The organism is Pseudolabrys taiwanensis (assembly GCF_003367395.1).
GTDB classification, from domain to species: Bacteria; Pseudomonadota; Alphaproteobacteria; order Rhizobiales; family Xanthobacteraceae; genus Pseudolabrys; species Pseudolabrys taiwanensis.
In genome coordinates, this window is the sequence record NZ_CP031417.1 from 2,869,206 (window position 1) to 2,892,559 (window position 23,354).

The window sequence follows — 23,354 nt, forward strand, 5'->3', positions numbered from 1 at the left end:
CGCGGCGGACCGAGAGTAACGGTCGCCCACTATTTGCCTGGCCCCATCAGGTGGTTAGGGAGCCATGTCGCGATTTCGGGGAATATACACAAGATCACGATCGCCAGCATCATGCAGACGACGTATGGCAGCGTCCCCCACATCACTTTCGCGAGCGGAACATCCGGCGCGATCGCGTTGACGATGTAGATATTGAGCCCTACCGGCGGGTGGATGAGCCCAATCTCCATGTTGATCGTGAGGATTACGCCGAACCAGACCGGATCGAAGCCGGCCGCCGTGATGATGGGCAGCAGGATCGGCGAGGTCATCAAGATGATCGCCGCCGGCGGGATGAAGAAGCCGCACACCAACAAGAACAGGTTGATGAGCAGCATCAGCACCCACTTATTGGCGTGCAAATCGGCGATGCCCTGCGCCAACGTCTGGGTGAGATACAGCGACGTCAGCATGTAGCCGAACAACACCGCGGTCGCGATGATGGTCAGGATCATCACCGACTCGCGCATGGTGTCGCGCAGGATGTGCCAGATCTGGTCCGGCTTCCAAAGCCGGTAGATGGCGATCGCCAGGATCAGGCAAAGCGCCGCACCGACGCCGGCCGCCTCGGACGGAGTCGCGATGCCGCCGTAGAGCGCGTACATGACGCCGGCAATGATGAAGAGGAACGGCGCGATCTTCGGTATCGATTCGAACTTCTGCTTCCACGAGTAGCGGAAGTCCGGCGCATGCGCGCGGAAGCCGCTGCGCCAGATTTTGAAGATGCTCCACGCCATGAACATCGTCGTCAGCAGCAGGCCCGGCATGATGCCGGCGATGAACAGCCGTCCGATCGAGGTTTCGGTGGCGATGCCGTACAGAATGAACGTCAGTGACGGCGGGATGAGGATGCCGAGCGTGCCACCGGCGCAGATCGATCCTGTTGCCACATCGTCCGGATAACCGCGCTTGCGCATCTCCGGAATGCCCATCTTGCCGATGGCGGCGCAGCAGGCCGGCGACGAGCCGGTGAGCGCCGCGAAGATGGCGCAGGCGCCGAGGTTCGAGACGACGAGTCCGCCCGGCACCCGGTAGAGCCAACGCTCGAGCGCCTCGTAGAGATCCTTGCCGGCCGGCGAGGAGCCGATCGCGGCACCCATCATCACGAACATCGGGATGGCGACGAGCGTGAAATCGTCGAGACCGGACCACAACGTCTCCGCCGCGACGTGCAAGGCGTCGAAGCCCTGATAGATGACGAGGAAGGCGAGCGCGATGGCGCCGAGGCCGAACGCGACGGGAATCCCCGACACCAGCATCAGCAGCGTAATGATAAGGACGATGGAGCCTTGTGCGGCGGGGCTCATGGCGCACCTCCCAGGGCTTCACGCGCCTGTTCGCGGGCGACATCCTCGGCGTCCTGCCGGGCGGAAATGCCGAACGGCGACGTCCGTCCGGTCATCACGCAGTAAATGTCGACGATGTATTGCAGCACCAGCAGGAAAAGCCCGACCGGCATCGACAGAAGCGGGATCCACAGCCGCGCGCGCCAGACCGTGTTGGAGAGCCAGCGCTCGGAATAGGCCTCGTACCAATAGGCGGCGCACAGGACAAACAGCGTCACGCAGAAAGCCAGCGCGATGAAGCTCGTCACCAGCGCGAGCACATAGCGCGCCCGCGGCTTGAGATGCAGCGGCAGGATGTCGACGTTGACGTGGCCGCGCGTCATCAGCACGTAGGGACTGCTGATGAAGGTGGCGGCGATCGTCAGATACGTCACCGCATCGATCTGCCAGATGGTGGTGAGATTGAAGATATAGCGTTCGATCACCATGTCGCAGATGATCAGCACGGCGGCGGCGATGAAGAACGCGCCCACCACTCCCGCGACGCGGGACACGAAGGTCACCGCGCTAATAAAGCCGTCCATAGGAATGATTCCGAGGTCGTTGGAGAGACCGGCAATAGGCATCAGGCCGCGGCCGGCGGCACGCGCCACCGGCCGCGCCGCGTGGCGCTATTTCACCGCGAGGGCTTCGTCGATCAGCTTCTGACCGTTCGGCACGGCCTTGGCGAACTCGGCGTAAGCCGTCTTCTTCGCCACTTCGAGCCAGGCGGCGTAGTCGGCATCGCTCAGCGACACCACCTTAGCCTTGTGGTCCTCGAAGGCCTTGATCGCTTCCTGGTTGATGGCGTCGGCCTTGCTTTCGAAATAGGCCTCGGCCTTCTTGCCGGCGGCGAGGATCGCGTCCTGCTGCTGCTTGTTGAGCTTGTCGAAGCTCTTCTTCGACATCAACATCGGCTGGTACATGAACCAGAGCGCGTTATCGCCCGGCGCCGTCAGGCAGTCGGCGACTTCATAAAGACGCATGGAGTTGAAGGTCGACAGGCTGGTGTCGGTACCGTTCACGACGCCGGTCTGGAACGCATTGTAGATTTCGTTCGACGGCGGCGAGACGATGCTCGCGCCGGCGGCTTCCCACATGCCGGCGAAGGTCGGACCGGCGGCGCGGAATTTACGCCCCTTCATGTCGTCCGGCTTGACGATGCAGCCACCTTTGGACGCGACGCCGCCGGCGAACCACGCATCCGACAGCACGATCACGCCGCGCTTCTCGATCTCTGCGCGCACGTCCTTCATGAACTGCGACTTGTTGATGCGCTTGGCGCGCTCCTGGCTGCGGATCAGACCCGGCATCAGCGTCGCCGAGAACACCGGCACCTTGCCGCTCGCGTAGTCGAGCGGGAACAAGGTGATGTCGAGCTGGCCGTTGGCGGTGGCGTTCCACTGGTCGTTGGGCTTGAACAGCGAGGCGCCGGGATAGACCTGCACCGTGACGCCGAGATTGGACGCCGCCATCTCCTTGGCGAGCATCTGCACCATGTCGTCGCGGACGTCCCCCTTGCCGCCCGGGAATTGGTGCGAAGCCCGGAGCGTCACCTGCGCTTGGGCCGAGACGGTCAGCGCGGCCGCAGCGAGCGTGCCGAGGAGAAGCTTGGTCAGTACCTTCATGTCGTGTTTCCTACCGATGATTTTTTTATGCCGTTGCCAGCCGCAATTGCAGGTCACGGCAAGATAGCGGATTTCGCGCACTTGAGGCCACCTTAGCGGCCGATCTGTCATTGTGCCATGCGAAATCGCCAGGTTTCGCCCGCAAGCCCATGGCGAGAATGAATTTTCGCCGCTCTGGTCAGGGCCGGAACGAGGTTTTATAAACCGGCCGCGCCGGGGCTTCGGCGTTTCCTAGATGGAGTTTTCTCGATATGGAAAAGCCGCTGGCGGGCCTCCGCGTTCTCGAACTTGCCCGCATCCTGGCCGGTCCCTGGGCGGGACAATTGCTCGCCGACCTCGGCGCCGACGTCATCAAGGTGGAGCGCAAAGGCGCCGGTGACGATACCCGCGGCTGGGGTCCGCCCTTCGTCGAGGGCAAGGACGGCAAGCACATCGGCTCGGCGTATTTCCATGCCGCCAACCGCGGCAAGCGCTCGATCGAACTCGATTTCGAAAGCGACGAGGGGCGCCGCATCGTCCGCAAGCTCGCCGCCAAGTCGGATGTGCTGATCGAGAACTTCAAGGTCGGCGGCCTCGCCAAGTTCGGCCTCGACTACAAGAGCCTGAAGGACGAGTGCCCGCGGCTGATCTACTGCTCGGTCACCGGCTTCGGCCAGGACGGCCCCTATGCCAAACGCGCCGGCTACGACCTGATGGCGCAGGGCATGGCCGGGCTCATGGACCTCACCGGCACGCCGGACGGCGAGCCCACCCGCATCGGCATTCCCGTCTCCGACATTTTCACCGGCGTTTATTCGACCGTCGGCATCCTCGCCGCGCTGCAGGCGCGCGAGAAAAGCGGCAAAGGCTGCTACGTCGATACGGCGCTGGTCGACTCCACCGTCGGCGTGCTGTCGAACCAGGCGCTGAATTATCTCGTGTCGGGCAACATCCCCAAGCGCATCGGCAACGCCCACGCCAACATCGTGCCGTATCAGGTCTTCCCGACCGCCGACGGCTACGCCATCGTCGCCACCGGCAACGACAGCCAGTACGTCAAATTCTGCAACGTGCTCGGGGCGCCCGAGCTCGCGCAGAACCCGGAGTACAAAGATAACGTCGGCCGCATGAAGCACCGCGAAGTGGTCATCGGCAAGTTGTCCGAATTGACCGCGCGCATGAAGCGCGATGACCTTCTCGCGAAGCTCGAGGCGCAGGGCGTGCCGGCCGGGCCGATCAACAATCTCGAGCAGGTGTTCAACGATCCGCAGGTCGTGCATCGCGGCATGAAGCTCGAATTGCCGAGCGACGCGGCCAAGGCCGGCAAGATTCCGGGCGTGCGCACGCCCATCGTCTTCGACGGCTGGCGCGCGGCGAGCGAAAATCCCGCGCCGCTGCTCGGCCAGCACACGGACGACATCCTCAAGGAGATCGGGGAGGCGTAAGGACCGGTCGCGACCTGACCTACGTCAATGCCGGCCCGCGTCGGCGCGTCATAACGGCCTTCGTCGATCACAAGGAGGCGCCGATGCGGCTGCGCACCCTAGCCCTGATGCTGACGGCTGCCATTGGCACGCCGGCGACGGCGGCCGACGATCTCTACACGCGCTACTTTGCCGGCGCCGCCGCCGGCAAACCCTGCTACGCGCGCACCTACGACGACGCGCATCTCAAGGCGCATCCGAAGCAGCAGGTGCGGCGCATCGAGATCGACTTCGACGTCAACGAGCGCTCCGACCCGCCGGCCAAGAACAGCGCGGCCAATTTCCAGGCCGGGATCGGCTTCATGCTGAAGCGCTCGCGCGAATGGTATGGTCAGGCGCTGGTCTGCAACCAAGCCGGCGATCACTTCGAATGCTACCTTGAGGCTGACGGCGGCACGTTCAACCTTTATCCACGCGGTGAGGCCCTGCGGCTCGAAATCACGGGCGGTCCGTCCTCGGACATCCACACCGAGGGCGCAAAGGATTTCGGCGAGTTCGGCGGGCCCGGCACCGACGATCGCGTGTTCATTCTGCCCCGCGCCGACCGCAAGCTCTGCGACGCGGCGAAGCCGAACTAGAGCGCCTCACCAGGTCAACGTGCGGGCATTCTCGGCGAAGATGAAACCCTGGGTGAAGCCGGGCTTACCCATCTGCACGCCGGGCACGAGGTCTTCCAGCTTCAGCCCGAACTCGGCCATGCACGGCCCGCACATCAGCACGACGCCGCCATCGCGGATGAAGTCGGCGATGATGTCACGCGGGATGCGCTGCATCGACGGCTTCTTCTCCTGCTCGCCCTTCATCGATGCGAGCGTGACGGCATCGAGGTTGAGAAACACCGCGACCGGATGCCCCATCTTCAGCGTCGCGTGGGCGAAATGCAGGCCCATCCAGCCGCGCCAGCTATCGCCCGTCGTCATGTTGATGAACAGCGGATTCTTCTGCGGCGCGCTCGCCGCGAGTTGATCCGCATCGTGCGCCCGCCCGGGCGGCATGGCAAAGGCAAGCGCAAAGCCGAGCGCAAGCCCGCACATGAAAACGATCGATTTTCGCATGACGTACTCTCCCGTCGAGCCGGCGCGCCATGCTGACATGTTTCATGCCGGCCCGAAAAGCGGCGCGCCAATCGATCCGGAATGCGACGGTCACGTCGTGTCCCCCGTGATGCGGCTTGTTACGACGCGCAGCAGGAAGGAACAATCGACTCTCAGGAGGCCCTGGCGACGAACGATCGGTCGCGCGCTCTGATGCCTTCCATCGCCTCGTGGATATGGCGGCGCAGACTTTCGAGATCGTAGGGCTTTTGCAAGACGACGAAGCCTTGGTGCACCGCGTCCTGCGCGCTGGCGCTGTAGCCGGTGGCGAGCAATACCGGGATTCCCGGGAACCGGTGATTGATCTCGCGCGCGAGCTCCAGTCCGTTCATGCCGCCCGGCATGAGGATGTCGGAAAATACGAGATCGACATCGGCATCGAGCCTGAGCGCCGCGATCGCAGCTTGACCGTTGGCGACGCTGCGCACGCGATAGCCCAGTTGGCGGAGATAGCCGGCACCCACATCGGCGACGTCGGCATTATCTTCGACCAGCAGCACCGTGCCGGACGTGCCCGTCGGCGCTTGCGCCGGCGCCGCCACGACCTCGTCCTCCGGCGCCTCCGCGCTGCGCGGCAGATAGAGCGTGATGGTGGTGCCGCGCCCTTCGACGCTCGATACCGTGGCGGTGCCGCCCGACTGCTTGGCAAAGCCGTAGACCTGGCTGAGGCCGAGCCCGGTGCCTTTGCCGACTTCCTTTGTCGTGAAGAACGGTTCGAAAACACGCGGCAGGATGTCCGCCGGAATGCCATGCCCGGTGTCGGCGACGCGGATCGCGACGAAGTCGCCCGACAAGCCCTCCTCGCTCGCCTCGCCCTTCAGCGTCACGGGCTTGGCGCGAATGGACAAGGTGCCGCCGGTCGTCATCGCGTCCTTGGCGTTGACCGCGAGATTGAGGATCGCCAGCTCGAACTCGCCCGGATCGACGCGCGTAGCGCATACGCCGTCCGGCACGTCGACCTTGATTTCAATGTCGGTGCGCAGCGAGCGCGTCAGCAGTTCGCGCAGGACCGGCAGACGCTGCGATAGATCCACCACCTCCGGCGTCAACGTCTGCTGACGCGAATAGGTGAGCAACTGGCGCGTCAGCGTTTCACCACGCTGGGTGGCCGTCACGATCATGTCGAGCAGACGGGTATGTTTGCTGTCCGTGAGCTCATTGCGCAGCCGCTGCACACTGCCGCTGATGATCATCAGCAGGTTGTTGAAGTCGTGCGCGACGCCGCCGGTCAACTGGCCAATGGCCTCCAGACGCTGTGCCTGCCGCAAGGCGCCCTCTGCCATCTCACGGCGGTCGGCTTCGTCGTAGAGCCGGCGCGTACGGCCGAGCGCCAGCGCGAGACCGGCATAAAGGAAGGCCGTCAGCGGCAGGCCGAAGGTCAGATGGCTGGTCATGTAGCGCAGCCATTCGCCGGTAATCGCCGAGGATTCGACGCCGGCCAGCACATACAGCGGAAAGCCGCTGAGTTTCCGGTAGCCGATCCTGCGCTCGACATGGTCCAGCTGGGATTCGGTCGTGTAGATCTTGCGGTCCTCGCCCTGCCCGATGCCCTGGCGCAAACGACTGTTGGGATCGAGCGCCACGCCGCGATTCTGGAGCACCGGATAACGCGCGAGGAAACTCCCGTCATCCCGCGCCAGGGCGAAATAGTTGCCCTCGCCCGTGCTCATCCGGGCATAGAAGCCTTCGAAATAGCTCGGCAGCACCGAGACCACCATAATGCCGTTGAACGCGCCGTCATCCGACGGCCGCGGCCGCGACAGCGCGAAGAACGGGCCGATCGTCCCGTTCGTCCCCGGCGCTTGAATTCGGCTCACATAGGTTCCCGTCGCGCCGTTCTGCGGCACCTTGAAGTACTCGCGATCGGAATAGTCGCGGTCGCGCGGCGCCGGATAGCGGTTCGACATCACCAGCGGATGTCCGTCGCGATCGACGATCATAATGTCCTGGAGCTGCGGCAGCGCCTCGACGATGTGCTTGAGGCGATCGTGCAGCATGCTCTCGTTGATGCGGACATCGTCGTCGGACATGCCGCGGACGATCTCGTCCACCTCCGCGAAGGAGCGCTCGATCGTCTGCAACACCTTGAGAGCGTGCTCGTGCAGGATGTCGAGCGACCGGTCGATGCGTTCGTCGGTGACGCGCTCGATGTTGGTGTGGCTCACCCAGGCCGTGAACGCGAACAACAGCGCCGGCAGCACCAGCGATGCCGCCATCATGAACTTGAGCAGTCTTATGGCTGCGTTGCGCGCGGACAACATGAGCGGCGGCAGACCCCCTGCAACGACGATATCGCCCCATCCTTGGGAGACTCAAGGACAACTCATCCGAGCGATGGAACTGAATTGAGACAAAAAAGAATCGAACCCACAGCACTGCCGCGCTGCAGGTGGAACTTTGCGTCGCTGATGTTAGGGACGTTGGCGGTTTTTTCGTGGCCGCCGGGTGACGGGCATGTAACGCGCGGCAGGGCCTTAAGCCCCGCCGCGCATTAAGGTCACTCTGCGCCTTGCGTCTCGAGAACCGGCACCAGCGGCTTCTTGGGCCCCCGGATGCGGACGTAGATCTGCAGACCGATCAGCAGCACGCACAGGAACACGAACACCGCGGAGATGGGTCGCTCGACGAACACCCCGAGGTCGCCACGCGAGATGAGCATGGCGCGGCGGAAGTTCTCCTCGAACCGCGGTCCGAGCACGAAGCCGAGCAGGATCGGCGCCGGGTGGAAGCCGAGGCGCAGCAACACGTAGCCCAACGCGCCGATGACCGCCGTCTCGCCCACCTGGAACATGTCGTTGTTGGCGGCATAGACGCCGATGCACACGAAGAACATCGCGCTGGAGTAGAGATACTTGTACGGGATCGTCAGCAGCTTCACCCACACGCCGATCAGCGGCACGTTGAGGATGACCAGCATGATGTTGCCGATCCAGAAGCTGGCCACCAAGCCCCAGAAGATATCCGGATGCTCCTTGATGAGCTGCGGACCCGGGACGATACCCTGAATCATCAGCGCGCCGAGCAGCAGCGCCATCACGGCGTCGCCGGGAATGCCGAGGCTCATGGTCGGGATGAAGTCGCCCTGCACCGACGAGTGGGTGGACGCCTCGGGGCACACCACGCCTTCGATCATGCCGGTGCCGAACTTCTCCGGTGTCTTGGATATCTTCTTTTCGGTCGCGTAGGCGACGAAGGAAGCGATGGTCGGGCCGGTGCCAGGGATGAGCGAGCACAAGCTGCCGATCAACGTGCCGCGGAACATCGGCGCGATCGTGCGCTTCATTTCCTCCTTCGACGGCCGCATGTCCTTCAGGCCGACCTTGGCGTACTTGGCGTTGACCGTCGACACCTGGTTGACGCTGTTCATGAACTCGCCGATGCCGAACAGACCGAGCGCGAGCGCGATCAGTTCGATGCCGTCGTCGAGATGGGTCATGCCGAAAGTGAAGCGCTCGGCGCCGGTCTCGATGTCGGTGCCGACGATGCCGAGCATCAGGCCGAGCACGGTCATCGCCACGCCCTTGAGCGGCGACCCGCGCGCCAGCGTCGAACCGGCGAGCAAGCCGAGCAGCATCAGCGAACAGATCTCCGCGGGGCCGAACTCCATCGCCACCCGCACCAAGACGGGCGCGAGGAAGATCATCTCGGTGATGCCCCACGACGCGCCGACGAAGGACGCGAAGACCGTGGCGCCGAGGGCGGCGCCGCCGCGCCCCTGCTTGGTCATCGGGAAGCCGTCGAGACACGTCACCGCATGCGGTGGGTGACACGGCAGATTGAGCAGAATCGAGCAGATGGCGCCGCCGTACTGCGCGCCGTACATGACGCCGGCGAGCATCAGGATGGCGCCGACCGGCTTAATGCCGAAGGTCAGCGGCAGAAGAATCGAAATGGTCGCGAGCGGACCCATGCCCGGCAACACGCCGACCATGTTGCCGACCAGCACGCCAACGAAACACCAGACGATGTTGTGCGGCTCGAGCGCAACGCCGAAGCCATACCAGAGATCTGTGAGCGCCGTACCGATCACTTAGCCTCTCCATTCAAGCACGGGCATCGGGATCTGCAGTATGTAGTGAAAGAGTCCCACGCCGAACACGGTAATGATCAGAGACAGCACGACCGCCTGCTTCCACGTCATACTGCGGTCACCCATCGCGGCGACAAACACGCAAGCGAAGGTCGCGGGCGCGAGCCCGCCGTAGCTGCCGAACAACATGAAGGCCAGCGGCGAGACCAGAATGCAGCCCCAAGCGAACCATTCCGGGTTCTCGGGCAGAATGTCTTCGTCCTCGCCTTCGCCAGCCGCCAGCGCCGTGCAGGCGATGGCAATGCCGAGACCGATCAGGATGACGCCGAGCACCGTCGGCAGAAATCCCGGTCCCATATGCATCAAGGTCCCGAGCCGATAGCTCGGACCTTTCAAGGCCATTACAAGGCCAAACAGGATCATCAAGCCGCCGGCATAGAAGTCGCGCTTGCGAATAAGGTTCGCGACCAGATCCGAGGCAGAACCGTGCTTTGATTCAGAACGCAGGGCCGTTCTCCCAACCACAAATTTTCTTCACGCAGGACGCGATTAAAGCGAGCATTAGTGCCGTGAGAACGCACAATCAATGCTATGTGCCGCGCGATCAACGCCGCTTTCGCGCGCCGCGCGCAGGGAGGTACTACTAAGCGCACGCAGCGATGCTTTTATTTTCAAACCGCTTAGCCAGGTGATATGAACTAAAGTATAGGGCGCACATTTACGGATAAAAAAATTGGGAGCAGGACCAAATTTTGCGTTGCACGACCGCCGGAAGCCTCGTTCGATCGCGCCAAATTGCTAGAACCCGCCGCCATGACAGCCACGCCCCCGACCATCGCCTTCATTGTTCCGTGCTACAATGAGGAGGCCGTGCTGCCGCACACACTGGCGCGGCTCATCACGGACATCGACAGTCTGGTCGCCGGGCAGAACATCGCGGCGGCGAGCTACATCCTGCTCGTCGACGATGGCAGCCACGACCGCACCTGGTCTCTGATCGAGGAGGCGTCCCAGGCGCATCCCGGCCGGGTGCAGGGCCTCAAGCTCTCGCGCAATGTCGGCCATCAGAACGCGCTGCTCGCCGGGCTGCTCACCCAGATCGGCAAGGCCGACGCGACCATCTCTCTCGACGCCGACCTGCAGGACGACGTCTCGATCATCGCCAGGATGATCGAGCACTTCCGCCGCGACCCGGCCGAGATCGTCTTCGCGGTGCGCAAGGAGCGGTCGAGCGACAGCCTGTTCAAACGCGGCACGGCCGGACTCTATTACCGAATCCTCAATTGGCTCGGCGCCGACATCATCCCGCATCACGCCGATTTCCGCCTGATGAGCGACCGGGCACTGCGGGCGCTATCGCAGTACGGCGAAGTGCACGTGTTCCTGCGCGGGCTGGTGATGCAACTCGGCTATAAAACCGCGGTCGTCGAGTTCGAGCGGCTGCCGCGGCTGCACGGCGAGACGAAATACACGCTGCAGAAGATGCTGCGGCTCGCCATCGACGGCATCACCTCGCTGTCGGTCAGGCCGATCCGGCTGATCGCGCTGCTCGGCGTGATCCTGTTCTTCATCTTCCTCGGCATGAGCGTGTGGGTATTCTGGACCTGGCTCGCCGGACACACCGTGCAGGGCTGGACGTCGGTGATGCTGCTGTTCCTGCTCATCGCCGCGTTCCAGACCTTCGCGCTGGCCGTGATCGGCGAATATGTCGGCAAGATCTATTTCGAGGCGAAGTCCCGCCCGCGTTACATCGTCGAGAAAGAGACAGGTACGAAAAGCGACAACGGTTAAATGTCGCCCGCTGCCTTTGTCGGTCGTCCCCGCGAAGGCGGGGACCACATACGCTGTGTCTTCTTAAGTCTTACCGCTCCGTCCCGCCCATCACACAGCCCGGCGGCATCCGCGAGAACTTCACGACGAGAATGCCCCCCGCGTCCATCACCGCGCCACCGGCTTGCGCGACGCGTTCGGCGAGCGCGACCAGGCACGCGTCCTGCCGCGTCACAAAGGCGAGCGGTCCGTCGCGGCGCGCCGGCGTCAGCGCGTTGCGATTGACGGCGGCATAGGTGAACTCATGCGCAGCCGTGTTGAGCACGTCGGGCCGCGACGACACAATCGCGCGGCGCGCGAAATACTGTTCGAGATCGCTGGTAACGGCGACGCCGGCGTCCTTCGGAATAAGCGCGATAGCCTGCGCCACCGCGGCCCGGTCGACCACGCTCGCGAGCGCGATATAGCGTGAATACGAGAGGTAGATCGTCGCCGGCCCCGCGATCAGACTGACGCACAACACCGCCGTCCAGTAGCGCCGCATCAGCTCCGGCCGCGCGATCCGCAGCGTGCCGAAGGTCGCGCAGACACCGAGCACAGTCACCGGCAGCATCACGTGCCAGGTGACGAGCTTGGCGTACGGCACTTGTCCGATCAGCAACAGGTCGGGGCCGAGCATCGCCAGGAACGGCCACACGGCCAGCGCCGGCAGAAAGGCCAGGCTGTAGCCGACGCCGATGGCGATCTCCGGCAGCGTGTAATCAAAGTGCGGATTGAGATGCAGCACGTCGTTGACGAAGGTCCATACGCGGCCGACATTGCGGTTCTCGACGCCGGTAATCAGCGGCACGCCCTTCGACGCGATCACGAAGACAGCGAGCGAAATGGCGATCGTGATCAGGCCCAGCTTGCGCCGCGATGTGAACAGCGCGAGGCATGTGCCGAGGATCGCACCGTAGCCGGGGACGTTCTCCTTCACGCCAAGGCCGAGCAGCAGCGCGAGATAGAAAACGCCGTCGCGCCGCGTGGCCAAGGCCCAACCGGCACAGGCCGCCATCGGCGCCAGCAGGCAATCGGGCTGGAAGCCGTAAACGATGCTGATGGTCGGCCACAGGATGCCGGGGCTCAGCGCATAGCTGAAGGCGATGAGCGCCGCGAGCCGCCGGTCCTGCAGCAGATGCAGCGCGGTCGCGTGAATGAACAACGCCGCGACGATGACGCAGCCGCCGTGCAGCAAGAGCAACATCGCCTCGCCTTGCGTCTGCGGCAGAACATCGTAGACCGCTGCGAGCAGCATCAGCAGCGGCGCGAAGTGCTCGTTGAGATAGCTCGGATAGCCGAACTGGATCAGCCGGTCGTGGCTGAGCATCCAGAGGTCGCGGAAGTTCGTGTTCCAGAACGAGTTGTTATAGAAAGCCCAGTCGTTCATCAGCACATTGGCGCGCCATAGCGCGAACTTCGCCGCCATGATCGCGGCGTAGAGAACGACTAATCCGAACAGGAACAGGAAGGTGCTGCGGCGGTCGGCTTGCGGCGTCAAAGCTTGCGGCGTCAAAGCGGTCTACTCCACCGGCCTGCAGGCCGAAGTCTTGCGATCGATGATCACGTCTGCCCAGAAGGAGCGCGGACTGCAATACATCACGTTGTCGCCGCCCCGGCAGTCGTTGCCCTCCTCGGCGGCGTCGCCGATCCGGATGCGGAGTTGCCGGCCCTCGGCCGTGATGCGGATGGTGCAGCGCGGCTTGCCTTCGCCATCGCCATCCGCCCGCAGGACGATGGCACCGTTGCCCGGCTCCTGCTTGAGATCGCCAAGGCCGATGGCGCAGCCCTGCTCGTCGCCGTCCTCAGCCTTTGCCCGTTGCGACAGGTTGAACCGCCGCACGCGCCCCGCGCGAACGGCGAGTGTCACATCGTAACGGTAGCGATAGCCGAACCGCCGGTCGGTCTTGCGGGCGGTACAGACGATGTCCGCCCGCGACAGAGCGGGGTCGGCACCGCGCGGCGCCGCATGAGCCGAAGCGGAGGCCATCAGCAGGCCAGCGAGCGGCCAAGCTGGAGACATGAGCCGAGCGGCGTGTAGCCGAAAAGTCACACCTACTTTCAATTGCATTGGCCGAGTTATCCCCCGTTTTAGCCACCGCCCGACTCAGCTAGCGATTGCATCGCGGCGAATCAGGTTGGGGGCCACACCATGAGCTTGCACGAAGCTGACCACCGTGGGCGGGCATTGCGGGAGACGGAGCAGCCTTTCTACGAGCCGGACAAGCCGAAAAACCTGATGACGCCGGCGCGTCAGGCGGCCCTCGCCGCCCTCGAGCGGGAATTCCACGATCTGCTCACCGCACGATCCTAATTTCTTTCGCGCGGACAACGGCTTGGGGTAAGGTGGACGGGCGTTGCACCGCCCCTGGACCCGCGCATGGATACCGACGCCCTCCGCCGACTGCATTATGTCGCTGCCATCGCCTGCGGCTTGTTCGCCGCGCTGGCGGTGCACATCCTGTTGACAGTGCTCGGCGTCGGCCTGGATCAGGTGCTGCGCGATGCGGCCGCGGCCAAAGGGCATCAATTCGTCTCGGCCCTCGCCTGGTGGGCGATCGCCGCGGCCGGCTTCATTGGCGGCTGGGGCGCCGGCATCTATCTCATCGCCGCGGCGCGCGAGCGCACCTTCGTCTATCGCCTGGCGCAGCGCTTTCTCATCGCGATTGTCTTTGCGGTTGCGACCGTCGGCGGCGTGATGAGCAAAGTCGGCAACGTCGGCGGCACCATCGATGTCGTCGCCAGCCTCTCCGCGCTTAGTTTGGGCCTGATCTGCGCCTTCTGCGGCGCGCGGCTCGCTTATCTCAACGCCGAACAGGTGTAGCGCGCACGCTGTTCAAGCCCGCGGCCATGTCGGCACGTCGTGACGCTTCCGCTCGATGCGGTCGGCCACCTCGGTCCAGGCCGTGAGACCTTCCACGTCGCCTCTCCGTTCGAAGGCCTTCGCCGCTTCGCGCGCCGCTTTCGTCGCATTAACCCCGTGCCGCGCCGCCCAGAAGCGCGCGTACATCTCGATCGCTTCGTCGTGCGTAATCCACATCCGATACCGCCCTTTCCATCGTCATGGCAGCCAACGCCGAATCGGCCGCGGCTGCATTGCGGCCGATCAATCTCGTTGCGATGTGCGACAGTAACGTTTCAATCGCCGCCGCCGGACAGCTGCGAACACAAAAACTTTTTTGTCTTTGCGGTGGCGGGTCGGCGATTTGCGCCGATCGCGGACAGCTTAACGCGCGCGCGCCCGCCCGGAGCTCCCCGCCGCATTGCGGGAGCGGCCCGCGGACGCCTTCGCGGATTTGAGCGGCTCGCGCTGCGGCGCGCGCGGCCTCCCCGCGTCGAGTTCCGGCAAATCGTCGCCGATGTCGAGCGCCAGCAGATAGTCGGACCCGGCGCGGATCACATGCTCGGCCGCCAACGTCGCCGCGAGCCGCTCGTCGCCGTCGATGATGGCACGGAGAATGCCGGCATGTTCCTCCCACGCGCGGCGCTGTTGCGAAGGATCCGTCGGCGAGAACAGGATGGCCGTGCGTTCGCGCAACCGCTTGAGAAGGTCGCCGAGCACCGTGTTCTGCCCCGCCAGCGCCAGTTCGCGATGGAACTGTTGATTGAGATCGCTGAGCAGGTCGAAGCGGCCCTGCGACACCGCCTGCGAGCCCTTGTCGAGCACGGCCTCGATGCGCTTGATCACCTCTTTGTCGTGACGGCGCGCCGCCAGCCTGGCGTTCTGGCCTTCGAGCAAGGCGCGCACCTCGATGGTCTCGCGGGCCTCGTGCATCGACATGTCGGCGACCGACGCGCCGCGGCGGGCGCTGACCTCGACGAGGCCCTCCGATGCCAGCACACGGATGGCCTCGCGAACGGGATTGCGCGACACGCCGAGCTCTTCGGCTAGACGGCCCTCGACCAACCGTTCTCCCGGGAGCAACCGCCGGGTGAGGATGCGTTGGCGCAGTTCGTCGACGACCTTGCCGTGCAGCGACGGGGTGTCCTCACCCAGGCGCCGCTTCACCGTTCCTGTCTTCGAGACCATAGCCAGAGAACTATCCTCGCCCCCTGCCGCGACATGGGGCCAAACCGCCGACGAATCTCGGCTCGCCATTAAAGTATAGCCGAGAACGCGGCCAACCGCGTTTCGCGGCCCTTCTTAACGGGGCCGATTGGCTCGCGGCAAGTCCGCTGAATACCGCATCGGCGCGCAGGCGGCGCTCAACTGGACGGTTCCGCCGACGCCGGCCTGACCGGCGCGGATGCGGCCGGCCGCGGCTGCCACGACACGCTGACATCGCCTTTCAGGAAGGTCTGACACGCCATGCGGTAGCCCTCCTTGAACTGCTCCTCGGTCAGATGCTTGCGCTCTTTCGGCTTGACCCCGTCGGTATTCTCGATGCCCTGCTCGATCTTGCATTTGCAGGTGCCGCAAATGCCGCCGCCGCACTTGAAAGGGATACCGCCCTGCTCGCGCAGGGACACGCGCAACAGATTGCTGTCTTCCGGCGCGGTGACGACCTTGCCGCCATTCGTCAAAAACGTGACCTGGATCATCGTGTCGTCATCCGTGACGTCCGGCTTACTGCGCCGCGACGTCGGTCTTGCGCAGCACCGTTTCCATGTGACCGAACGTGGTCAGGTGCTTGATCTCGTTGAAGGCCCCCTCCACGCTCTCGAACTTCTCGAGAAACTTCGAGGGCACGTCGTTGACGATCGCGGTGTCGTCCTCGACCACGCGGATCTTGGCGCGCTCGTCCAGCAATTCGGCGATGACGAAGTGCGCCTTCTTGGTGCCGTAGAAGAAGTAGTCGTAAGCCTCCAGCGGGCGCACGCCATCGTGGATCACGGTCTTGAACTGACCGGGCTTGCTGGTGAGGATGACGTACACGGGCAGACTCCTCTCTACTCGGCGGCGCCGGAACGGACCGCGGGCGCCGGCAGCAGCGGCTTGATCGGGTCCTTGTCCTGGAACAGTTCGACGTCCTCGTTGACCCAAAGCTGGCAGATCAGGCGATAGCCTTCCTCCAGCCGCGGGCCGAGCCGCTCCTGCTCTTTCCAGTTCGGCGGCGGCAGATGCTCCGCGCCCTTGAGGACGCGGCAGGCGCACTTCGCGCATTTCCCCATCCCGCACCCGTAGCGCAGGTTGGGATAGGGAAAGCGCTTGATGCCCGCCATCACCACGAGATTGGTGTTCGCGTTGACCTCGCCTTCGTAGGTCTGGCCATCGCGATGCAGGACGATCTTCGGCACGTCAGGCGACCTTGCGCTCCACGGCCTCGAGCTCGCTCAGCGGCAGTTCCTGGGCGACATAGTCCCAGTAGAGCGCCGTCGTGTAGAGCAGACGCATCTGTGCGCCGATCTCGCATATCTTCAGGCAGCGCTGCTGAAGATCGACCGTGTCGGCATGTTCCAGCACGATCTGATAGCCGCGCTCGCCATGAATCTCGTCCGAGACGATGTGCAGATCGAAGAACTCGACCTCGGCGTCGGTGAACTTGTACTTCTCGCGCAGCGTCGGCGTCTGCTTGCGGTAGATCGACGGCACCTGCGATTCGAGGCCGACCACGAGGGCCGCGACGGCGACGATCGGGTCTTCGCGCATGGCAACCGAATAACACCAGCTCTGCAGGCCGCGGGTCGTCGGCGACATGTTGTCCGGATCGGTGACGCGGGCGCGGGTGGTGCCGCAGGCTTCGGCGAAACGGATCAGGAGATCGGTGTGGCGGTCGCCGCCGATCTCTTCTTCATACATGTTCGCGAGCAGGAAGTCCTTCGCCTCGGTGTAGCGCTCCGGCATGCGCGCATAGATGTAAGCGAGATAATCCGCGAAGGGACCGACATAGTGATAGTGGTTCTCGGCCCAGCGCGCGAGATGCGCGCGCGAGAGCTTGCCGCTCGCCCAGGCGATGCTGAAGGGCGCCTTGTTGGCGCTCTTGCCCTTGATGGCGTTTTCGAGCGCGGAGCGGAATTCGACCTTGTCCATCAATCCTGACATCTCGTGGCTCTCCCTGCCGATTTAAGGAATAATGACCTAGACGGATACGCGTGCGATCCGTCCTTCTGATACATTTGGTATACAATCCTGAACGGCTGTCAACGCCGAACTGCGCCGTGTCCGCAGTTCCATCATCAGGACGATGACACCGCAAGCGCTCAATAAATAGCGCATTAATGCGCATTTTATGGGCGGCGCCGGAGTTTTCGTGTCGTTTCAGGCAAAAACGCACCAAATCGCGCTGCTCTGATTTTAGCATTGCAAGTGCGCATACAGTATACAATCATGACAGGCGCAAGGCGAAAACAATGCGGCACAGCCGCGATGGCCTTTCTTGGGGGAGAGCTTTGACATCACACATCGCAATTAGCGCGGCGCACTGGGTCTATCTGGCCGGCGTGGTCGCCATTGTCGTCACGATGATCCTGCGCACGAACGTGGTCGTGCCATCGATCATCGCCACGTTCCTGGTCGCGCTCGCCTGGACGCACAATCCGGTCGGCGCGCTCGGCAGTATCTTCAACGCCAGTTTCGTGGCCGCCAAGGAGCTGTTCAACATCTTCCTGGTGATCGCGCTGATCACCTCGCTCCTGAATTCGCTGAAGACGCTCGGCTCCGACGTGCGCATGGTCAAGCCGTTCCGCGCCATTATGACCAACGGTCACTCGGCCTTCTTCATCCTCGTCGCCATCACCTATGTGATCTCCCTGTTCTTCTGGCCGACGCCGGCGGTGCCGCTGGTTTCGGCGGTGCTGCTGCCGGCCGCCATCGTCGCCGGCCTGCCGCCGCTCGCCGGCGCGGTTGCGATCGCGATCGCCGGTCAAGGCATGGCGCTGTCGTCGGACTACGTGATCGGCGTCGCGCCCGGCATCAGCGCCAAGGCGGCTGGCGCAGCCGCCAACGCTGCCCTCGTGGCCGATCGCGCGCTCGTGCTGTCGCTCATTACCGGCGGCGTGGCTCTGGCCATCGCCTACTTTTCGCTGCGCAAGACCATCGTTCCTGGCAGCGAAGCCTTGCTTGTGCGTTGGCAGCAGCAGTCGGGCGACGGCGAAAGCGCCCGGCTCGAAGCGGAAGGCTCATTCGACAAGGCCGAGATCGCGCGCGCGACCGGTTACGAGTTGCCGCCGTCCCCCTCGGACGCTCTGCGCAAGCCGAGCACGCCCGCCGAGCTCAAGCGCGAACGCTGGTCCAAGTTCTTCGCCATCTTGGTGCCGATCGGCTTTGCGCTGGTCATCGCCGTGATGATCCTGCCCAAGCTCGGCATGGGCGTCGCCGATCTCAAAGGCGGCGACGCGGCCGCGCTGGTCGGCGGCATGGGCGCCGCGCTGATGCTGTTCGCCACTTTCGCCGCCGAAGGCTGGCGCAAGAGCTTCGACGTCTGCGCCGACCACATCACCGACGGCTTCGTCTTCGCCTTCAAGGCCATGGGGTCGGTGCTGCCGATCGCCGGCTTCTTCTTCATGGGCGCGGGCGGCGAGATGACCGCCGGCATCCTCAACATCCCGGCGGCGCAATCGCCCGCGCTGCTGTTCGATCTCGTGCAGGCCGGTCAGCACTGGATTCCGCAAAGCCACGTCCTGGTCGGATTCGGCGTGCTGATCGTCGGCATGATCACCGGCATCGACGGCTCGGGCTTCTCCGGCCTGCCGCTGACAGGCGCCCTGTCCGGCGCGCTGGGACCGACCGTCGGCCTGAACGTGAACACGCTGGCGGCCATCGGCCAGATGGGCGCGGTGTGGACCGGCGGCGGCACGCTGATCGCCTGGTCCTCGCTCATCGCGGTGGCCGGCTTCGCCCGCGTATCGGTGCTCGACACGGTGCGGGCACTCACCATTCCGGTGCTGGCAGGGTTGATCGTTTCCACCCTCTGCGCCGTGCTGTTCTTTGGCTAGCGAGACGAGGTCAGTACAACGATGAATGATGCCGGGTTGACGATGGTGCGCGCCGCTTCGGCGCGCACCGCCATTGAAGAGTTCAAGAACCATATCGGCGGAGAGTGGGTCGTAAGCCGCGCCAGCGATCGCTTCGACAACATCAACCCCGCCGATACGACCGACACCGTCGGCCGCTTCCAGGCGAGCAGCGCCGCCGACGCGGAAGCCGCCGTGCGCGCGGCCGCCACGGCCTTCGCGCCGTGGCGGGCAACGTCCATCTCCGCGCGCGCCAAGGTGCTCAACGGCGCCGCCGACTATCTCGAAAAGAATGCCGCGCGATTCGCCGAGGAAATGACGCGCGAAATGGGCAAGCCGCTCGGTCAGGCGAAGGACGAATTTCTGCGCTCGGCGCAATGCCTGCGCTTCTACGCGGTCGAGGGGCAGTCGTTCACCGGCGAGACATTTCCGAACGACGACGCCGACATGCTCGTTTACTCGCAGCGCGAGCCGCTCGGCGTCGTGACGGTGATCACGCCGTGGAATTTTCCGGTCTCAATTCCGGCCCGCAAGATCGCGCCGGCGCTCATCACCGGCAACACCGTGGTGTTCAAGCCCTCCTCCGACGCGCCGTTGAGCGGCTTGCGTCTGGCGGAAGCCTTCATCGCCGCCGGCATTCCGAAGGGCGTCTTGAACTTCATCACCGGCTCGGCCGGTGTCGTCGGCCCGGCGATCACCGCCGCGTCCGACGTCAAAGCGATCTCCTTCACCGGCTCGACCGCGGCCGGCGAGCAGATCCACCGCTCGGTCTCCTTCACCACGCGCACGCAGATGGAGCTCGGCGGCAAGAACCCGCTGATCGTCATGGAAGACGCCGACCTCGACAAAGCGGTCGATCTCGCGATCAAGGGCGGACTGTCGCTGAGCGGTCAGGCCTGCACCGGCACCAGCCGCATCCTGGTGATGAAGGACGTGAAGGCTGCCTTCACCGAGAAGCTCGTCGCCAAGGTGAAGACGCTGAAGATCGGCAGCGGCATGACGCCGGGGATGGATCTCGGCCCGATCGCCACCGCGCGCCAGCTCGAGACGATCCTGCGCTACATCGAAATCGGCAAACGTGAAGCGACGCTGCTGTGCGGCGGCGAACGCCTGACCGGTCCCGGCTACGACGGCGGCTATTACGTGTCGCCGGCCGTGTTCACCGACGTGACCCAGGAGATGCGGATCGCCCGTGAGGAGATCTTCGGCCCCGTGCTCGCCCTCATCGAGGTCACGAGCTATGCCGACGCCATCGCCAAGGCAAACGACACCGAATACGGCCTCTCCGCCGCGATCGCGACGCGCAACCCGCGCACCATGCACGACTTCGCGCGCGACATCGAGTCCGGCACGGTGAAGATCAACCGCACCACGACCGGCAATCTGATCAACGCGCCGTTCGGCGGCCTCAAGCGCTCCTCGACCTCGACGTTCCGCGAGTCGGGGCGCACCGGTCTGGAGTTCTACACGCAGATCAAGACCGTCTATCGCGGCTGCTGAGCGCAACGCCTTCGCATTCCGCCGTGCCGAGGCGCGCGGCGCATCGTTCTTTGGAAAGGAAGACCATGAAGACCTACGTCAAGCTTGAACTCGCCGAAGCCCGCGCGATGGTGGCGGCCGCCCTGCGCAAAGCCGCGGAGCTCAACGTGCCGGAGACGGTGTGCATCGCCGACGAAGGCGGCTATCCGCTTGCGCTCGAGCGCATGGATGGCGCGCGCATCACCGGCCCTCAGATCGCCTGGAACAAGGCTTTCACCGCCGCCGGCCACAAGCGTTCGACGCATCTGTTCAACGTGCCGCCAAACGGCCCGGCGCTGCCCGGCAATGAAGCCTTCGGCATCCAATGGAGCTTCGACGGTAAGTTCGCGGTGTTCGTCGGCGGCTATCCGATCGTGGTCGACGACCAGGTGATCGGCGGCGTCGGCCTGTCCGGCGGCAATGGCGAGCAGGACACCGCCTGCGGCGTCGCCGCCTTGCAGGCGCTACAGGACCTGCTCGGCAGCAAGCACAAGGTGATCGTGCAGGCCGACATCAAGAAGTAACTTCGCTCACGAGACAGCGGCGAGACACGATGGAAGCGCTCAAGACCGTATCGCAACAAAGTCTATCGGAAGCGTCGGCGACGAATTCGCCGGCGCTCCATCTCTCGCCGGAGGATTGGGCGCGGCTCAGCGCGGTCAATGCCCGCTGGAATGACGACATCGTCAAAAATCGTGCGGTCGTGCTCGAGGTCTACAGCCCTCTGGTGCGTCACCCCGAGAACGCGACGATCGCGCTGACGCGCGACATCGCTTACGGCACCGATCCGCGTCAGTGCCTCGACGTCTTCGCACCGCCCGGCGCCGAGAAGGCGCCGGTGTTGGTGTTCGTGCATGGCGGCGCTTTCACGCGCGGCAGCAAGAGCGTCAACGGCGACATCTACGACAACGTGCTCTACTGGTTCGCGCGCCAGGGATTCATTGGCGTGAACATCGAATACCGGCTGGCGCCGGCCGCGCCCTTCCCCGCCGGCGCGCAGGACACGGCGCTCGCCGTGGACTGGATCGCCGCCAACATCGCGCGCTACGGCGGCGATCCGGATCGCATCGTGCTGATGGGTCATTCGGCGGGCGGCAGCCACGTCGCGTCTTATCTGCTCGATCCGGAGATCGGCGTGACGCCGCATCCCGCGGTCAAGGCCGCCATTCTGGTAAGCGCGCGGCTGAAGCTCGAAACCCTGCCCGGCAATCCGAACGCCAAGAACGTCGCGGCCTATGCAGGCGACGATCCGGAGGCGCTCGCACGCCGCTCGGCCATCACCCATGTCGAACGCTGCCGCTGGCCGGTGTTCATCGCCATCGCCGAGAACGAGAACCGCTTTCTCGATTCCTACGGACTCGAATTCGCCGCGCGCCTGGGCATGGTGCGCGGCGCAGTGCCCCACGTCGTGCAGATGCTCGGGCATAACCACACGTCGACGGTCGCGCATTTCAATACGAAGGAGGAATGGCTGGGTCGGCAGTTATTGGAGTTCTTGGCGCCGTATCTTTGATCCGCAGATGAAACTGCGGAGCTGGACACACACTCCGCTCATTCCCGCGTAAGCGGGAACCCAGTTGGGCCATGCAATTTCTACCGCCGCGCGGGGTCCCCGCTTTCGCGGGGACGAGCGGAGTGGAGGTTATGCTCAAGCCGCTGCCATTTGCGCGCCGCGGTCGAGTGAGACAATGGCTTCGTCCACCGTCTGGACGTCGCCGAAGATGGAATAGAACGTCGTGAGCGAGGCGTTATGCTCGGCGTCGCTGAACGTCGCCAGCGCGTCGGCGACCATGGTCACCTTGAAGTTGAGCATCATGGCGTCGCGCGCCGAACTCTCACAGCAGATATTGGTCGCCGTGCCGCCGATCAGCAGATTGTCGATGCCGCGCTGATGCAGATAGGCGACGATATCCGACGACCCCTGGATGAACGCGCTGAAACGCTTTTTCACGATTTGCGCATCCTCGCCCCGCACATCGAGCTCCGGCCAGAGCGCGTGCCCTTCATGTGCCAAGTCCATGGTCGCGTAGCGCATATCGCGCTTCTGAGGCGTCATGAGGCAATCATGCATCACGCTCCAGCTCTCGCGCGTGTCGTTGGTCGCGTTCTTCACCCAGATGACGTGCCCGCCGCGCTCGCGTAAAGCCGCCGCGAGGCGGTTCACATGCGGCACGACCGCGCGCGCCATCGGTACCTCGCCTTGGAAACCCGGCTTCATGAAGTAATTTTGCATGTCGACAACGACAAATGCAGTCTTCGCGGGATCCATCGTGTCGAACGGATGCGCCCGCCCCGCTCGCTTGGTCACGCGCTCGGTCAGTTCCGGCGGAATTGAGAATGTATGCATTGCTATCCCTCCATGGCCCAAGCTTAGCAACTCTCGTGCCGCAAGCACCACGTTATCCCGCCCGCCAGCGGCATCGATTTTGTATACCAAAATTCGGTATGCACCATTTTAAAGCACACTCTGCCTTCCGATACATCATGATTTTGCTCACTATGAGCATTTGACACCCTGATAAACTGTATACAAAATCATATTGCCGCGGAGGAGA

25 protein-coding genes are annotated in these 23,354 nt (G+C 64.1%); 9 read left to right on the forward strand and 16 right to left on the reverse strand.

Features of this window, described 5'->3' with window-relative positions; all coding sequences use genetic code 11:
- Nucleotides 1-29: 29 nt before the first annotated feature.
- From DW352_RS13715 to dctP, 3 genes are all read right to left on the reverse strand, one after another.
- Nucleotides 30-1,346, reverse strand: a complete 1,317-nt coding sequence (locus tag DW352_RS13715; protein WP_115691852.1) for a TRAP transporter large permease — start codon at nt 1,344-1,346, stop codon at nt 30-32.
- Nucleotides 1,343-1,909 (reverse strand): TRAP transporter small permease subunit, encoded by a 567-nt coding sequence (locus DW352_RS13720; RefSeq protein WP_115691853.1) that lies wholly within the window; start codon nt 1,907-1,909, stop codon nt 1,343-1,345. The genes DW352_RS13715 and DW352_RS13720 overlap by 4 nt, the downstream gene beginning before the upstream one ends.
- 87 nt (nt 1,910-1,996) lie before the next feature.
- Entirely contained in the window at nt 1,997-2,992 is a 996-nt protein-coding gene (gene dctP / locus DW352_RS13725) for a TRAP transporter substrate-binding protein DctP (RefSeq protein ID WP_210209831.1), read from the reverse strand.
- A 251-nt stretch (nt 2,993-3,243) separates the two neighbouring features.
- Here dctP and DW352_RS13730 point away from each other — a divergent pair, with 251 nt between their 5' ends.
- The gene (locus DW352_RS13730) at nt 3,244-4,416 is read left to right on the forward strand and encodes a CaiB/BaiF CoA transferase family protein (protein ID WP_115691854.1); all 1,173 of its coding nucleotides are present in this window, start codon (nt 3,244-3,246) and stop codon (nt 4,414-4,416) included.
- An 83-nt stretch (nt 4,417-4,499) separates the two neighbouring features.
- Entirely contained in the window at nt 4,500-5,033 is a 534-nt protein-coding gene (locus DW352_RS13735) for a hypothetical protein (protein ID WP_115691855.1), read from the forward strand.
- A gap of 6 nt (nt 5,034-5,039) precedes the next feature.
- Here the strand turns inward: DW352_RS13735 and DW352_RS13740 are convergent, their stop codons facing one another.
- The 4 genes from DW352_RS13740 to DW352_RS13755 all read right to left on the reverse strand — a co-directional run bounded on the left by DW352_RS13740 (nt 5,040) and on the right by DW352_RS13755 (nt 10,104).
- Nucleotides 5,040-5,510 carry a DsrE family protein gene (locus tag DW352_RS13740; protein WP_162826951.1) on the reverse strand — a complete coding sequence of 157 codons (471 nt, stop codon included), beginning with the start codon at nt 5,508-5,510 and terminating at the stop codon, nt 5,040-5,042.
- A 152-nt stretch (nt 5,511-5,662) separates the two neighbouring features.
- A complete protein-coding gene (locus tag DW352_RS13745) occupies nt 5,663-7,810 on the reverse strand; it encodes a hybrid sensor histidine kinase/response regulator (RefSeq protein ID WP_115691857.1) in 2,148 nt (715 codons plus the stop codon).
- Nucleotides 7,811-8,046: 236 nt separating this feature from the next.
- Nucleotides 8,047-9,579 carry a tripartite tricarboxylate transporter permease gene (locus DW352_RS13750; protein WP_115691858.1) on the reverse strand — a complete coding sequence of 511 codons (1,533 nt, stop codon included), beginning with the start codon at nt 9,577-9,579 and terminating at the stop codon, nt 8,047-8,049.
- Complete coding sequence (locus tag DW352_RS13755; RefSeq protein WP_162826952.1) at nt 9,580-10,104, reverse strand: tripartite tricarboxylate transporter TctB family protein; 525 nt, start codon at nt 10,102-10,104, stop codon at nt 9,580-9,582. It lies immediately after the preceding gene.
- Nucleotides 10,105-10,392: 288 nt separating this feature from the next.
- Between DW352_RS13755 and DW352_RS13760 the strand changes: the two genes are divergently transcribed.
- A complete protein-coding gene (locus DW352_RS13760; RefSeq protein WP_115691860.1) occupies nt 10,393-11,370 on the forward strand; it encodes a glycosyltransferase family 2 protein in 978 nt (325 codons plus the stop codon).
- Between the two features lie 70 nt (nt 11,371-11,440).
- Here DW352_RS13760 and DW352_RS13765 read toward each other — a convergent pair whose 3' ends face one another.
- On the reverse strand, nt 11,441-12,904 hold the full coding sequence (locus DW352_RS13765; protein ID WP_115691861.1) for a DUF2079 domain-containing protein: 1,464 nt from the start codon (nt 12,902-12,904) through the stop codon (nt 11,441-11,443).
- Nucleotides 12,905-12,910: 6 nt separating this feature from the next.
- Complete coding sequence (locus DW352_RS13770) at nt 12,911-13,459, reverse strand: hypothetical protein (RefSeq protein ID WP_162826953.1); 549 nt, start codon at nt 13,457-13,459, stop codon at nt 12,911-12,913.
- Between the two features lie 81 nt (nt 13,460-13,540).
- On the opposite strand from DW352_RS13770, the gene DW352_RS26805 reads away from it, so the two are divergent.
- Together DW352_RS26805 and DW352_RS13775 are read left to right on the forward strand one after the other, a co-directional pair.
- Nucleotides 13,541-13,702, forward strand: coding sequence for a hypothetical protein (locus tag DW352_RS26805; protein WP_162826954.1), 162 nt, complete (start codon nt 13,541-13,543; stop codon nt 13,700-13,702).
- 66 nt (nt 13,703-13,768) lie between these two features.
- Nucleotides 13,769-14,212 (forward strand): hypothetical protein, encoded by a 444-nt coding sequence (locus DW352_RS13775; RefSeq protein ID WP_115691863.1) that lies wholly within the window; start codon nt 13,769-13,771, stop codon nt 14,210-14,212.
- 12 nt (nt 14,213-14,224) lie between these two features.
- Here DW352_RS13775 and DW352_RS13780 read toward each other — a convergent pair whose 3' ends face one another.
- The 6 genes from DW352_RS13780 to DW352_RS13805 form a co-directional block, all read right to left on the reverse strand.
- Nucleotides 14,225-14,428: a hypothetical protein gene (locus DW352_RS13780; RefSeq protein WP_115691864.1), complete on the reverse strand. Its 204-nt coding sequence runs from the start codon at nt 14,426-14,428 to the stop codon at nt 14,225-14,227.
- Between the two features lie 186 nt (nt 14,429-14,614).
- Nucleotides 14,615-15,397, reverse strand: coding sequence for a GntR family transcriptional regulator (locus DW352_RS13785; protein ID WP_245434116.1), 783 nt, complete (start codon nt 15,395-15,397; stop codon nt 14,615-14,617).
- 197 nt (nt 15,398-15,594) lie between these two features.
- Complete coding sequence (locus DW352_RS13790) at nt 15,595-15,930, reverse strand: 2Fe-2S iron-sulfur cluster-binding protein (protein ID WP_115691866.1); 336 nt, start codon at nt 15,928-15,930, stop codon at nt 15,595-15,597.
- Nucleotides 15,931-15,955: 25 nt separating this feature from the next.
- Nucleotides 15,956-16,264 (reverse strand): ferredoxin, encoded by a 309-nt coding sequence (locus tag DW352_RS13795; protein ID WP_115691867.1) that lies wholly within the window; start codon nt 16,262-16,264, stop codon nt 15,956-15,958.
- Between the two features lie 14 nt (nt 16,265-16,278).
- Nucleotides 16,279-16,626, reverse strand: coding sequence for a 2Fe-2S iron-sulfur cluster-binding protein (locus tag DW352_RS13800; RefSeq protein WP_115691868.1), 348 nt, complete (start codon nt 16,624-16,626; stop codon nt 16,279-16,281).
- Nucleotide 16,627: 1 nt separating this feature from the next.
- Entirely contained in the window at nt 16,628-17,371 is a 744-nt protein-coding gene (locus DW352_RS13805) for an iron-containing redox enzyme family protein (RefSeq protein ID WP_115691869.1), read from the reverse strand.
- A 347-nt stretch (nt 17,372-17,718) separates the two neighbouring features.
- Between DW352_RS13805 and DW352_RS13810 the strand changes: the two genes are divergently transcribed.
- The 4 genes from DW352_RS13810 to DW352_RS13825 all read left to right on the forward strand — a co-directional run bounded on the left by DW352_RS13810 (nt 17,719) and on the right by DW352_RS13825 (nt 22,312).
- The gene (locus tag DW352_RS13810; protein ID WP_115691870.1) at nt 17,719-19,263 is read left to right on the forward strand and encodes a hypothetical protein; all 1,545 of its coding nucleotides are present in this window, start codon (nt 17,719-17,721) and stop codon (nt 19,261-19,263) included.
- Between the two features lie 21 nt (nt 19,264-19,284).
- On the forward strand, nt 19,285-20,781 hold the full coding sequence (locus DW352_RS13815) for an aldehyde dehydrogenase family protein (protein WP_210209832.1): 1,497 nt from the start codon (nt 19,285-19,287) through the stop codon (nt 20,779-20,781).
- A gap of 65 nt (nt 20,782-20,846) precedes the next feature.
- On the forward strand, nt 20,847-21,323 hold the full coding sequence (locus DW352_RS13820) for a GlcG/HbpS family heme-binding protein (protein ID WP_115691872.1): 477 nt from the start codon (nt 20,847-20,849) through the stop codon (nt 21,321-21,323).
- A gap of 29 nt (nt 21,324-21,352) precedes the next feature.
- The gene (locus DW352_RS13825) at nt 21,353-22,312 is read left to right on the forward strand and encodes an alpha/beta hydrolase (RefSeq protein WP_115691873.1); all 960 of its coding nucleotides are present in this window, start codon (nt 21,353-21,355) and stop codon (nt 22,310-22,312) included.
- Between the two features lie 135 nt (nt 22,313-22,447).
- Here DW352_RS13825 and DW352_RS13830 read toward each other — a convergent pair whose 3' ends face one another.
- Complete coding sequence (locus DW352_RS13830; protein ID WP_115691874.1) at nt 22,448-23,146, reverse strand: isochorismatase family protein; 699 nt, start codon at nt 23,144-23,146, stop codon at nt 22,448-22,450.
- Nucleotides 23,147-23,354 lie beyond the last annotated feature (208 nt).